The 13,539-nt window shown below is 45.2% G+C and carries 9 protein-coding genes; 2 read left to right on the forward strand and 7 right to left on the reverse strand.

The window, feature by feature from the left end:
* Positions 1-136: 136 nt before the first annotated feature.
* Together FLM53_RS03545 and znuA are read right to left on the reverse strand one after the other, a co-directional pair.
* Positions 137-3,520 carry a helix-turn-helix domain-containing protein gene (locus tag FLM53_RS03545; protein ID WP_176680244.1) on the reverse strand — a complete coding sequence of 1,128 codons (3,384 nt, stop codon included), beginning with the start codon at positions 3,518-3,520 and terminating at the stop codon, positions 137-139.
* A 247-nt stretch (positions 3,521-3,767) separates the two neighbouring features.
* Positions 3,768-4,658 (reverse strand): zinc ABC transporter substrate-binding protein ZnuA, encoded by an 891-nt coding sequence (gene znuA / locus FLM53_RS03550; RefSeq protein ID WP_176680245.1) that lies wholly within the window; start codon positions 4,656-4,658, stop codon positions 3,768-3,770.
* 83 nt (positions 4,659-4,741) lie between these two features.
* Between znuA and znuC the strand changes: the two genes are divergently transcribed.
* On the forward strand, positions 4,742-5,524 hold the full coding sequence (gene znuC / locus FLM53_RS03555; RefSeq protein ID WP_176680246.1) for a zinc ABC transporter ATP-binding protein ZnuC: 783 nt from the start codon (positions 4,742-4,744) through the stop codon (positions 5,522-5,524).
* Positions 5,524-6,309, forward strand: coding sequence for a zinc ABC transporter permease subunit ZnuB (gene znuB / locus FLM53_RS03560; RefSeq protein ID WP_017630651.1), 786 nt, complete (start codon positions 5,524-5,526; stop codon positions 6,307-6,309). Before znuC ends, znuB begins: the two co-directional genes overlap by 1 nt.
* A 121-nt stretch (positions 6,310-6,430) precedes the next feature.
* Here znuB and sucD read toward each other — a convergent pair whose 3' ends face one another.
* The 5 genes from sucD to FLM53_RS03585 all read right to left on the reverse strand — a co-directional run bounded on the left by sucD (position 6,431) and on the right by FLM53_RS03585 (position 13,533).
* Complete coding sequence (gene sucD, locus FLM53_RS03565) at positions 6,431-7,303, reverse strand: succinate--CoA ligase subunit alpha (protein ID WP_004734209.1); 873 nt, start codon at positions 7,301-7,303, stop codon at positions 6,431-6,433.
* Positions 7,303-8,469, reverse strand: a complete 1,167-nt coding sequence (gene sucC, locus FLM53_RS03570; protein WP_010436793.1) for an ADP-forming succinate--CoA ligase subunit beta — start codon at positions 8,467-8,469, stop codon at positions 7,303-7,305. The genes sucD and sucC overlap by 1 nt, the downstream gene beginning before the upstream one ends.
* A gap of 206 nt (positions 8,470-8,675) precedes the next feature.
* Entirely contained in the window at positions 8,676-9,884 is a 1,209-nt protein-coding gene (odhB, locus tag FLM53_RS03575) for a 2-oxoglutarate dehydrogenase complex dihydrolipoyllysine-residue succinyltransferase (RefSeq protein WP_009847318.1), read from the reverse strand.
* Positions 9,885-9,905: 21 nt separating this feature from the next.
* Entirely contained in the window at positions 9,906-12,722 is a 2,817-nt protein-coding gene (gene sucA, locus FLM53_RS03580; RefSeq protein WP_017630648.1) for a 2-oxoglutarate dehydrogenase E1 component, read from the reverse strand.
* 97 nt (positions 12,723-12,819) lie between these two features.
* Positions 12,820-13,533 carry a succinate dehydrogenase iron-sulfur subunit gene (locus FLM53_RS03585; protein ID WP_010436773.1) on the reverse strand — a complete coding sequence of 238 codons (714 nt, stop codon included), beginning with the start codon at positions 13,531-13,533 and terminating at the stop codon, positions 12,820-12,822.
* Positions 13,534-13,539 lie beyond the last annotated feature (6 nt).

The following is a 13,539-nucleotide window of genomic DNA, read 5'->3' on the forward strand; positions in this document are numbered from 1 at the left end:
TCGTATCTCGTATCTCGTATCTCGTATCTCGTATCTCGTATCTCGTATCTCGTAGGAGCATAAAAAAGCCCCGACACTAATGTCGAGGCTTAGAGTATCTTTATCGATGTGAAAGTAGAGTGAATCCCGCAGTGAGCTACTCTTCGTTGTTTTCAGCAAACTTAGACGGAGACATACCAAAGTGATGCTTAAACCTTTGGCTAAAGTAAGAAGGGTCATTGAAGCCCGAGTCAAACGCAACATCTGAGATCTTCTCTCCTGCAAGGAGTCGCTCACACGCATGTTCGAGGCGCACTTCATTCAAGTGTTCTTTAAAGGTCTTGTTATAAGCCAACTTAAAGCGCCTCTGTAAACTTCTCTCCGACATGAACAGATACTTAGCAGCAGTTGCAGTGCCGAACTCTGCATCAGCGTAGTGTTCACTAACAAGCTGCGACACTTTATTCTTCCATTCTTGTTCAGCGGTCAGCTTTTGTTGCTCTGGTGTTGAAGCAGCAAGCTTAATGGTTTCAATCTGTTCTATGGTACTTGCTTCAAGGTCATCCAACATCTGATATTCAATAGGCCAAGAAAGCTGAACCTTGTTCTGAGAATCAGACACAAAGGCGTTCAACTCACCACCGCTCTGATTCATCAATAAAGGAAGCTTCTCAATATTAAGGTCGGTCGACTTACCGTTGTTATCACTGATGCTTGACGCTAATTTGGGAAAAGGCATCCCATGATCTCGAATCGTGACAACAAGGTGTCCTTTCACCTCTTCAACTAGCACAACCATGCTCTGCGACTTAAAGTTACGTTTGATGATGCTCGCTACTAGGCTATTGAAGATTATATCGAGATTAAAATACAACAAGGAGACATGTCGCTGCTTAGTCTCAACTTTAATGTCCAGTTCAATGCCGGCTTTCGCTAAATCATCTTTCCAAGCCTTAAGCACCGATTCCAAGATTAAAATCATGTCATAACAAACCGCGCCCTCACCTTGTTGGCTATTACTCAACTGAGCTAAGCCATTCTTCAAGGTTAAGATAGGTGACTTCCCTTGTTCATCATTCCAATTCGGGAGCATGGCCGCGATATTATTCACTTCAGAAGACAGCTCTTTAGCGGTGTGAGACACAAGCGCATTTTTAACCGATAGCTGCTTTTTCAGCTGTTGATTGGTCGTCAACAAGATACGACTCTGATGTCTCAGCTGATCCGTTTTTAGTGCAACTTGCGCCTTTAAGTGCCTGTTGGCAAAAGTAACATAACGGGAACGCCAAAAAACCAAGATGGTCACTACACAGATGAGCAAGATAAGAGAGCTCGCTGCCGCCCAATTACTCAGATACCAAGGTTCTGCAATCGAGAAACTTTGATTGGTTGAGACGAAACGGTAATGGGAGTCCTTCACTGGCTTTACTTCAAGTGTGTAATCCCCAGGAAGAAGATGATCGAGCGTTAACAAGCCACCTTCAAACTCACTCCAAGGTTCATCGTCGCTCAATCGATACTCCATAGCAGGAGCAAAAGTCGCAGGCAAAATACCCAACTTGAAGCCAATCGATGAACCATAAGGGATCTCAGCTAAGTCGGCAGTCTTACCACCCAAGGATACCGTTTGTTGGTCTACGCTAATCTTACTCAGCAACGCGCGACTATGAGGGGTCGTGGATACCAATAGCTCATTCGATAATGCACTCACCACACCATACTTTGAGCCTAAAACGAGTCGTGAAGATTGACTCTCTTCACTGTAAAACAACGCACATGCACCTTCCGCCAGTTCGTTGGTAATCAATCCAAAAGGAGAACCGATGTGTTTATGCAGTCGACCATCTAAACCGTAGTAACTGATGCCTTTCGAAGACCCTAACCACACGCCATTGTCATCGCTGATCAAACAGTTAGGGCTGATATTATCTTCAACGAGGGTGATTTCTTGAATCGCTGAACTGTCATATGGAATTCGATACACACCGTAACTACCTGCGAACCATTGAGCCCCATCTTTCGCTTTTTCAATATCGACGACTTTGCCAAATCGTTCGCTTGAGCGACTAAAGCTGATTCGCTTATCAATAAAAGAATAGAAACCGTGGTCTGTGCCTATATAGACTCGACCTTGCAACCCTATATTGAGATCGGTGATTTTGGCTGGCAAAAATTTATCGACTAACCAATCAATGCCATAGCCCGTTAAATTCATCGTATCAACGGAAAGAGAATAAAGGTTCTGCCCAGAGGTCATCCAAAGCAGGTTGTTAGATTGCAACGCAAAATTTTCAACATGTACCCCGTCAATCGCTCTCGGTAAATCGAGTGCTTCAGGTTCTAGTGTTTCTGTATTAAAGCTAATAATGCCTTCTTCGGTCGCCAACCAAATTGAAGATCCAAAGATGACGAAATCCTGTACTGAATTCGAATAGACACGAACCGGGCGCTCTTCGCTTTGAGAATCGACAAAATAGAGCCCCATTGAAGAAGCAACCCAAGATAAGTGGTCACTAACAGGTTGCACTTTGTTGATCACCACACTGCTCGAGTGCATCCCCATTCCGGTTAATGGTGTTCTTGAGAACGTCTTACTGAAAAGTGAGAAGTAGCGGATACCATTATTAGTCGCCACCCACATGCCACCAGCGTGGTCGTTAATTAATGAGTAAATTTTCTCACCCGGTAACGAGAAGTCTTGGTTAGTCGCTTGTTCGAATCGCGTAATGTGACCCGTAATAAAGTTGTAGCTGATCAAGCCATGCTCGGTACCAATCCAATATTGGCCTGAGGTTTCAGCCAGTGAAAGAACATGAGAGCCACTGACTTTTACCTCTTTGTCTGGATTCGCAAGATCGACGATCACCGCCCCCTTCAAGGTGCCAATCACTAACTCACGTCTCGCATTCGAAAAATAGACCGTCTCTATGTGATTCTTCTCTGAGGCTGTTACATGGGTAAATTCTTGATTTTCAGAAAGGTAAACGCCTGAACTGGTCGCGAGTACCCATTTTGATAGCACCCACTCAGCGTCATTGATCGAAATGTCACTGCTGTTGTTGTAACGATACAACTTAAGCAATGAGTAGGTATTAAATTCTAAGGTTTGAGTATTGTAGGTGTAAAAATTACTGCCATCGGTCACCCATATATAATCGCCCGATGCACCTATGTTTGAGATCTCAGCGCCTGGGCTTAAGCTAAACGCCAGTTCGTTACCAATGCCCGGACTGTGTCGGTACACTTCATTATCGAAAAAAGTCCAAAACTCATCATTCAGGAACGCCACGTTTTCAGAGGAAAACTGCAACAAACTGCCCTTTCTCGGAAGCAGAGTTCGACCATCATAAAAAAGTACTTTTCCATGAACATCATGAACCCAAAGTCCACCTCCGGCACCGAGATATAGATTTTTGGCCGCAAGAAAGTTCCCTTGCGCTTGAACAGGCAAAGGGTAGAAAACTGAAGGTGATGTATTTACCGCAAGAACGCTAAATGAAATGCTCATTAACATGAACATTCTGAAGATAATCTGATACAACTTTTAATCCTGAACAGCAACAACACGTGAAGTTTCGTTAACCACAACGACCTAACGTTGCTTAAACAAAAACTGAGTTTTTTTGTGCTTATTATTATCTTTCTATTTTAGCGGAAATTAACAAAGGGGAAAGGAGGTTTGCGATTTGTTGGAAGGTTTTATCTTAGCGGTCACGAAAATGCCGCAAAAAGCGGCATGATTCATAAATTAACGAGAGCAAAGTAGAGTAAGGAATACTCTCTAGCGATTACTTAGCACTTAGGCAGCTCGTGTAGCTGTCTGTAACTTGTTGAAGAAAATCGAAATAACTTCCGCTCTTCACTTCAACCGTTGAACCGATTGGATCAAGTTGACCTTGCTTCGCATTGCTTCCGCGAGTCACTGATTCGATGACAGCAGGCGTAAACTGAGGCTCAGAGAAGACACACTGAACATTCTCACGTACTAAGGTTTTCTTGATAGCAATTAGGCTTTTTGCACCCGGTTTACGTTCAGGGCTTACCGTGAAGTGACCTAGGTTATTCAACTCAAACTCTTGCTCAAAGTAGCCATACGCATCATGGAACACGTAGTAACCTTTATCTTTTACTGGCGCAAGTTGCTCGCGAATTGACTGCTGTTTTTCTTTCAGAGTAATCAAGAATGAATCTAAGTTCTCTTGATACGCCATTGCGTTGTCAGGATCAGATTCAATCAACTTCGCTGAGATGTATTTTGCTGCTACCTCAACTTGATCGATGCCTAACCAGAAGTGAGGGTCATGGCTGCCGTGATTATGTCCTTCATGAGCATCGTGATCATGCTCTTCATGTCCGAACTCTCTCAAGTTAATGCCAGGGATCTCACTGATCTGGATAACGTTCTCTTTTGAACCAATCACTTTCGTCAAGAAAGCTTCTAGGTCTGGACCGAACCAAACCACCATGTCTGCACTGTGAACTTTTTTCACATCAGATGGCTTAAGCGCATAATCGTGCGGCGAAGCGTTGCTGTTCATCAGCACGCCCGGTTCACTAACGCCTTGCGTTAATTCCGTCACAATCATTTGAATTGGTTTAAAACTTGTTAAAATAGTATTGGCACTTGCAACACTTGGCGCTAAAAGCAAAGTAGCAAGTATAAAAGATGAACGTGACATAATCCCTCGATAATAGAAAAGTAGCTTAGGCTTGAGGTAAATGTTACATTATAACATTAGCGAATTGCAAATGAGTTCTATTCATGGATAACTTAATCCAACTAGATTCTGTGAGCGTCGAATTTGACGGTCGAAAAGTTTTAGACAACATCTCTCTAAATTTAGAGCGTGGCAGAATCACTACCCTAATTGGGCCAAATGGCGCGGGAAAATCAACCTTAGTTAAGGTACTACTAGGGCTCCAGAACAAATATTCCGGAAAGATCACCAAATCAAAAAAACTAAAAATTGGTTACGTTCCTCAAAAGCTAAAGTTGAACGACTCTCTACCTCTTAATGTAGAGCGTTTTCTTAAGCTCACCGGAAAATTCAGCAAACAAGAAATTCTAGAATCTTTGATGCTAGTGGGCGCTGAACACCTAATAAAAAGTAACATGCACCAACTGTCTGGTGGCGAAAACCAACGCGTGCTGATCGCTCGCTCACTACTAAAACGACCCGATCTGCTTGTTCTTGATGAACCCGCACAAGGTGTTGATGTACAAGGCCAAATCGATCTTTACGACCTGATAGATTCTATTCGTCACCGCTTTGGTTGCGCTGTGTTTATGGTTTCACACGACTTGCATTTAGTGATGGCAAAAACCGACGATGTGATCTGTTTGCATCACCACATCTGTTGTTCGGGTGCACCGGCTGATATTAAACATCACCCTTCTTATATCGCGCTATTTGGTACTGCGGTTCAAGAAAGTTTGGCTTTCTACCACCACCAACATGACCACCATCACCATGACTTGGCGGGCCAGCCAGTTTCTGGGGATGTGCACGACTGCTCCAACCATAAACACGGACATCACCACTAATGCTTGAGTTTCTTCTACCTTCTATTCTTGCAGGCTTAGGCATTGCTCTTATTGCTGGACCACTGGGTTCGTTCGTAGTGTGGCGCAAGATGGCTTACTTTGGTGACACGCTTGCACACGCCTCTCTAATGGGCTTAGCGCTTGGTTTCCTGTTCAACATTAACTTGTACTTCGCACTGCTGATCTGTTGTTTGATGCTGGCTGTGTTGCTCGTGACATTGCAAAAACAAAAGCTGGTCGCGACGGATACCCTACTCGGTATTTTGGCGCACAGCGCGCTATCACTTGGCTTGGTTGCTGTCAGTTTCTTAGACAATGTTCGTGTTGACCTGATGAGCTACCTATTTGGTGACTTGTTAGCGGTATCTCCGACTGATCTAGTGTTCATCTATGCTGGTGCCGCTGTAATTGGACTGGTACTGGCTATCTTTTGGCGACCACTATTATCAACAACCGTTAACGAAGATCTCGCGGCTGTTGACGGCATCAACATTGATTTAATGCGTCTGATTTTGATGCTGCTTGTTGGTATCGTGATTGCTGTCGGTATGAAGTTTGTGGGTGCATTAATCATGACATCACTACTGATTATTCCTGCAGCAACAGCAAGGAAGTTCTCCAATACCCCTGAGCAGATGGCTTTCCTCGCATCGATTATTGGCTCTATCTCTGTATTCGGTGGATTAAGCCTGTCTTGGTTCTATGACACGCCGGCTGGTCCTTCTGTGGTTATCAGTGCAGCCGCGATGTTTATGCTATCTCAGATGGTGAAGACCCGAGCGTAGTCATACGATTCATGTCTCGTATCTCGTATCATTGAAGACATACAAAAAAGGCTTGGTCAGTGACCAAGCCTTTTTAATATCGTTCAGTTAGCTTCTATCTCATTCGATAAAAGTTAGCTGATTACCAACCTGTGATTTCACGTAGGCCTTTACCGATGTCAGCAAGAGACTTAACTGTCTTAACGCCTGCTGCTTCTAGTGCTGCGAATTTATCTTCAGCAGTACCTTTACCGCCAGAGATGATTGCGCCTGCGTGGCCCATACGTTTACCCGGAGGAGCAGTAACACCAGCGATGTAAGAAACAACTGGCTTAGTTACGTTCGCTTTGATGAACTCAGCCGCTTCTTCTTCCGCAGTACCACCGATTTCACCAATCATTACGATTGCTTCAGTCTCTGGGTCTTCTTGGAAAAGTTTTAGGATATCAATGAAGTTTGAACCTGGGATTGGGTCACCACCGATACCAACACATGTAGACTGACCAAAGCCTTCATCTGTTGTTTGCTTAACTGCTTCGTACGTCAGAGTACCTGAACGAGATACGATACCTACTTTACCCTTCTTGTGGATATGACCAGGCATGATACCAATCTTACACTCATCTGGAGTGATAAGACCTGGACAGTTAGGACCGATCATGCGAACACCAGTTTCTTCTAGCTTCACTTTAACGTCGATCATATCTGTTGTAGGGATACCTTCAGTGATCGTTACGATCAGTTCGATACCTGCATCAATCGCTTCTAGGATTGCATCTTTACAGAAAGGTGCTGGTACGTAGATAACTGTTGCTGTTGCGCCAGTTACTTCTACTGCTTCGCGTACTGTGTTAAATACTGGAAGGCCTAGGTGAGTTTGACCACCTTTACCAGGTGAAACACCACCAACCATTTGCGTACCGTATGCGATAGCTTGGTCTGAGTGGAATGTACCTTGACCGCCAGTGAAACCCTGACAGATTACTTTAGTGTCTTTGTTAATTAATACAGACATTATTTCGCCTCCGCAGCAGCAACAACTTTCTGAGCAGCATCTGTTAGAGATTCAGCTGCAATGATATCAACATCAGAATTAGCAAGTACTTCGCGACCTAGGTCTGCGTTAGTACCTTCTAGACGAACAACTACAGGAACTGTTACGCCAACTTCTTTAACCGCACCGATAATACCTTCAGCGATCATGTCACAACGAACGATGCCACCGAAGATGTTTACTAGTACTGCTTTAACATTGTCATCAGAAAGGATGATCTTGAATGCTTCAGCTACACGTTCTTTTGTCGCGCCGCCGCCTACATCAAGGAAGTTTGCTGGCTTGCCGCCGTGTAGGTTTACGATATCCATCGTACCCATCGCAAGGCCTGCACCGTTAACCATACAGCCAACGTTGCCATCTAGTGCTACGTAGTTCAGTTCCCACTGTGCTGCGTGTGCTTCGCGCTCATCTTCTTGAGATGGATCGTGCATTTCACGTAGTTTAGGCTGACGGTACATCGCGTTTGAGTCGATGTTGATCTTGCCGTCTAGACAAAGCAGGTTGCCTTCGCCAGTAATTACAAGCGGGTTGATTTCTAGTAGAGCTAGGTCGTACTGAGAGAACATTTGGCCAAGACCCATGAAGATCTTAACGAACTGTTTAATTTGATCGCCAACTAGACCAAGTTTGAACGCAAGTTCACGGCCTTGGTAAGCTTGAGGACCCACTAGAGGATCGATCGCTGATTGGTGAATCAACTCTGGAGTTTCTTCAGCGATTTTCTCAATGTCCACACCGCCTTCAGTTGACGCCATGAATACAATTTTGCGCGTTGCACGGTCAACAACAGCACCTAGGTAAAGTTCGTTAGCAATGTTCGATGCTTCTTCAACTAGGATCTTTGTTACAGGCTGACCATTAGCGTCTGTTTGGTAAGTTACTAGGTTTTTGCCTAGCCACTTTTGTGCAAACTCTTTAACGCCTTCTTTCGTGTCATGTAGCTCTACGCCGCCCGCTTTACCGCGGCCACCAGCGTGTACTTGACACTTAACGACTTTCTTGGCTGTACTGATACGACCTGCAGCTTCGAAAGCTTCTTGTGCAGTATCACATGCGAAACCTTCTGGTACAGGCAAACCGAATTCTGCAAACAGCTGTTTGGCTTGGTATTCATGCAAATTCATTTTGATATTCCGTTTATTTTCCCTTAAGGGATTATTATTTCCATAACGACACAGTTTCCTGTGTTACGTCTGTAGGGTCTTCTCAAATAAACTGCTGTCCATTTTCTAATGGCTTTACAGTTCAAGTGAAGGCCAGACGTTGAGCAGCCTAGCCTTTGAAACTTTTTACGTCTAGCTAACTGGGCTAACTAGACGTTTTAGCGATACTAAACGTCTAATAGCAGACGTGCAGGATCTTCTAGTAGCTCTTTGATAGTCACTAGGAAGCCAACTGATTCACGGCCATCGATTAGACGGTGGTCGTAAGAAAGCGCTAGGTACATCATTGGTAGAATCTCTACCTTGCCATCAACAGCCATTGGACGATCTTGGATTTTGTGCATACCCAGGATTGCCGCTTGAGGCGGGTTGATGATTGGCGTAGACATTAGAGAACCAAATACACCACCGTTTGTGATAGTGAAGTTACCGCCCATCAGCTCATCAACAGTTAGCTTGCCGTCACGACCTTTGATTGCTAGCTCTTTGATGCCTTTTTCGATGTCAGCGAAACCTAGTGTGTCACAGTCTTTCAGTACTGGAGTTACTAGACCACGTGGCGTTGATACTGCCATGCTGATGTCGAAGTAGTTGTGGTAAACGATATCTGTACCGTCGATAGAAGCGTTCACTTCTGGGAAACGTTTTAGCGCTTCTGTTACTGCTTTCACGTAGAAAGACATGAAGCCAAGACGCGTGTCGTGACGCTTCTCGAATTGGTCTTTGTACTGCTTACGAAGGTCCATGATTGGCTTCATGTTCACTTCGTTGAAAGTCGTCAGCATTGCTGTGCTGTTCTTCGCTTCTAGAAGACGGTTAGCCACTGTCTTACGTAGGCGAGTCATAGGTACGCGTTTTTGGCTACGAGCTGCTGCTGGCGCTTCAACTGCTGGTGCAGATGCTGCTGCCGGAGCCGCTTTCGCTGCTGCTAGGTGTGCGTCGATGTCTTCACGAGTAATACGACCACCAACACCAGTGCCTTTAACGTCAGCTGGTTGTAGGTTGTGCTCTGCAAGCAAGCGACGAACAGCTGGGCTTAGTGCGTCGTTGCTCTCTTCTGTAAGAGCCGCTTTGTGGCGCTTATCAGGAGAAGCTTCTGTATCTTCAGTTGTATCTTTCGTTGGTTCACCAGCGACAGCACCCGGCTTGATTTTAGCCAGAAGCTGTTTAGAAAGTACTGTAGCACCTTCTTCTTCGATGATAGCTTCCAGAACACCCGCTTCAGGAGCCGGTACTTCTAGAACTACTTTATCAGTTTCGATATCTACAATGACTTCATCACGTGCAACCGCTTCGCCCGGTTTTTTGTGCCAAGTAGCAACTGTTGCATCAGCCACAGATTCAGGTAAATCTGGAACCAGAATTTCAATTGTCATGTGCGTATTTTCCTTTTACTTCTAGTTCTTAAGTAGGGTCAAAGCGTCGTCAACTAACGCTTTTTGTTGTTTCAAGTGTACCGACATATAGCCAACAGCTGGTGATGCTGATGCAGGACGACCTGCGTATTGAATATCAGCACCCACTGGGATAGCAGCTCGGAAATTATGTTGGCTACTGTACCAAGCACCTTGGTTTTGTGGCTCTTCTTGACACCAAACGTAATCGACTACATTCGTGTACTGTGCAATTGCAGCTCTCACGTCCTCGTAAGGGAACGGGTAAAGTTGCTCAATACGCACAATAGCGACATCGTCTTGCTCGTTCTTACGTCTTTGGTCAAGTAGGTCAAAGTAAACCTTACCTGAACAGAACACGACGCGTTTTACGTTCTCAGGAGCCAGGTCATCAATTTCTGCGATAGCTGGTTGGAACGTACCTTCTGCCAAATCTTCCAGAGAAGAAGTACACAGAGGATGACGAAGCAATGACTTAGGTGACATTACGATCAGAGGACGACGCATTGGTCGAACAACCTGACGGCGAATCATGTGGTAAACCTGAGCTGGTGTTGAAGGAACAACAACCTGCATGTTTTGTTCAGCACATAACTGAAGGTAACGCTCAAGACGTGCAGAAGAGTGCTCTGGGCCTTGACCTTCATAACCGTGAGGAAGCAGCATAGTTAGACCACATAGACGTGCCCACTTTTGCTCACCTGACGAAATAAATTGGTCGATAACAACTTGTGCACCGTTTGCGAAGTCACCAAATTGTGCTTCCCAAAGGGTTAGACCGCTTGGCTCTGCTGTTGCGTAACCATACTCAAATGCCAGTACCGCTTCTTCAGACAATACCGAGTCAAACACTTGGAATGGCCCTTGCTTGTCATGAATGTTCGCAAGAGGAACATACGTGCTTGCATCTGATTGGTTGTGCAGTACTGAGTGACGGTGGAAGAACGTACCACGACCAGAATCTTGGCCAGAGATACGAATACGCTTACCGTCATCAACCAGTGTTGCGTATGCCAGAGTTTCAGCCATACCCCAATCGACTTGTTTCTCACCATTCACCATGGCAGTACGATCGTTGTACAGTTTATTGACTCGGCTTTGCAGCTTATGGCTGTCTGGGTATTGGCAAAGTTTGGTACCAAGCTCTTTCAGGCGCTCGATATCAATCTTGTTATCCCATTCGATGTTCCAGTCGTGACCTAGGTAAGGAGACCAGTCCACAGAGTGAAGTGCCATTGGGCGCCACTCTTTAACCACAACTTCACCGTGATCAAGTGCATCACGATATTCGTTAACTAGTTGAGTTGCTGTATCAATACCAAACTCACCACGCTCCATTAGCACGTCAGCATAAAGCTTACGTGGCGTTGGATGTTTCTTGATTTTTTGGTACATCAAAGGCTGTGTTGCATTCGGCTCATCGGCTTCATTGTGACCGTGACGACGGTAACAAACCAAATCAATAACAACATCACGCTTAAACGTATTACGGTAATCCAATGCAAGACGCGCAACGAACGCAACCGCTTCTGGATCATCAGAGTTAACGTGGAAAATCGGAGCCTGGACCATCTTCGCGATATCAGTACAGTACATCGTAGAACGAGTATCGCGTGGGTTAGACGTTGTAAAACCAACTTGGTTGTTTACAACGATACGAACCGTACCACCTACACAGAAACCACGAGCTTGAGACATGTTAAACGTCTCTTGTACTACACCCTGACCAGCGATAGCTGAGTCACCGTGGATAGTGATTGGAAGTACACGGCTACCGTCACTATCACCAAGGCGATCTTGACGTGCACGTACTGAACCGATAACTACCGGGTTTACGATTTCTAAGTGAGATGGGTTAAATGCAAGTGCTAAGTGAACATTGCCGCCTGGCGTTGCGAAGTCCGCAGAGAAGCCTTGGTGGTATTTCACATCACCAGTACCCCACGTGTCATCGTGCTTGCCCGCAAATTCGTCAAACAGGTCTTGTGGCTTTTTACCAAGCACGTTGACCAACATGTTTAGACGACCACGGTGAGCCATACCAACAACAACTTCACGCATGCCTTGCCCACCAGCATGACGAATAATTTCTTTCGTCATTGGGATAAGCGCATCACCACCTTCCAACGAGAAGCGTTTCGCGCCTGGGAATTTCGCACCAAGATAGCGCTCAAGACCTTCAGCTGCAGTTAGCTCTTCTAGGAAAGCTTGCTTTTCTTCTTTATTGAAAGAGGGTTGACCAGATACAGACTCTAAACGTTGTTGAATCCAACGTTTTTGCTCTGTATTTGTCATGTGCATGTATTCAGCACCAATAGAACCACAATAAGTCTGCTTTAGAGATTTGTATAAATCTTTAAGCACCATCGTCTCTTGGCCAATCGCGTAAGAGCCGACGTTAAACGTCTCATTGAGGTCATCTTCGGTAAGAGTGTGGAAAGAAGGATCCAGCTCTTCAACTGTATCTCTTTTCCATAAACCTAGGGGGTCTAGATTTGCTGATTGATGCCCTCGGAATCGATAAGCATTAATTAGTTGCAGAACCTTTACTTGTTTCGCATCGACATCTGGATCACTAACTTGGACACTGTAATGCTTTGTTTCTTGAGCGAGTCGACGGAAGTATTCACGAACACGAGAGTGTGGTTGTTCCACTGTCTCTGAAGCTTGCACAGGCAGTTCTTCAAAAACACTTCTCCATTCGTCACTTACCGAATCTGGGTCACTTAGATACAGTTCATAGAGTTCTTCTACGTACGTTGCATTGGCGCCAGCCAAGTGTGAAGACTCGAGCCATGCCTTCATCACGCCGTTGTGCATATTTTCCCTTAACCAGTAGTTTTCACGTTTGCTGCGGTCTATGCCGAGCTATTAAAAGGCCGCCCCAAAACTTCTAGGGCGGCAATTTTTATATAACTTAAACCGAACGATTCACCAACATGGTCTTGATGTGACCAATAGCTTTCGTCGGATTTAATCCCTTAGGACAAACACTTACACAATTCATGATGCCATGGCAACGAAAAACGCTAAATGCATCATCAAGATCGGACAAACGTTCGTCTGTCGCTGTATCTCGGCTATCAATTAGCCAACGGTACGCTGCAAGTAGGCCTGCTGGTCCGATGAATTTGTCAGGGTTCCACCAGAACGATGGGCAAGATGTAGTACAACATGCACACATGATACATTCGTACAATCCATCTAAGTGCGCGCGCTCATCAGGGCTTTGTAAGTTTTCACGTGCCGGTGGTACATTGCCATCAGACACTAAGAATGGCTTCACTTTCTCGTAGTTATCGTAGAACTGAGTCATGTCTACAATCAGGTCACGAACAACAGGCAGGCCAGGCAGCGGACGAATCACAATCTTGTCTTGGCCAGAAAGCGCCGACAATGGAGTGATACACGCCAAGCCGTTTTTACCATTCATGTTCAAACCATCCGAACCACATACACCTTCACGGCATGAGCGACGGAATGAGATAGTTGGATCTTGCTCTTTCAACAGAATAAGCGCGTCCAAAAGCATCATGTCTGAACCTTCATCCACCTCTAGGGTGTATTCCTTCATATAAGGCTTCTGGTCGACATCTGGATTGTAACGGTATAAAGAGAAATTCAGTTTCATGGTCAT

Source organism: Vibrio sp. Scap24 (genome assembly GCF_013394185.1).
Classification (GTDB): Bacteria; Pseudomonadota; Gammaproteobacteria; order Enterobacterales; family Vibrionaceae; genus Vibrio; species Vibrio pomeroyi.

Excerpts from the sequence above, each read along its gene's own strand:
- znuA (WP_176680245.1), bottom strand. The coding sequence starts at position 4,658 with ATGTCACGTTCATCTTTTATACTTGCTACTTTGCTTTTAGCGCCAAGT.
- znuC (WP_176680246.1), top strand. The coding sequence starts at position 4,742 with ATGGATAACTTAATCCAACTAGATTCTGTGAGCGTCGAATTTGACGGT.
- znuB (WP_017630651.1), top strand. The coding sequence starts at position 5,524 with ATGCTTGAGTTTCTTCTACCTTCTATTCTTGCAGGCTTAGGCATTGCT.
- sucD (WP_004734209.1), bottom strand. The coding sequence starts at position 7,303 with ATGTCTGTATTAATTAACAAAGACACTAAAGTAATCTGTCAGGGTTTC.
- sucC (WP_010436793.1), bottom strand. The coding sequence starts at position 8,469 with ATGAATTTGCATGAATACCAAGCCAAACAGCTGTTTGCAGAATTCGGT.
- odhB (WP_009847318.1), bottom strand. The coding sequence starts at position 9,884 with ATGACAATTGAAATTCTGGTTCCAGATTTACCTGAATCTGTGGCTGAT.
- sucA (WP_017630648.1), bottom strand. The coding sequence starts at position 12,722 with ATGCACAACGGCGTGATGAAGGCATGGCTCGAGTCTTCACACTTGGCT.
- FLM53_RS03585 (WP_010436773.1), bottom strand. The coding sequence starts at position 13,533 with ATGAAACTGAATTTCTCTTTATACCGTTACAATCCAGATGTCGACCAG.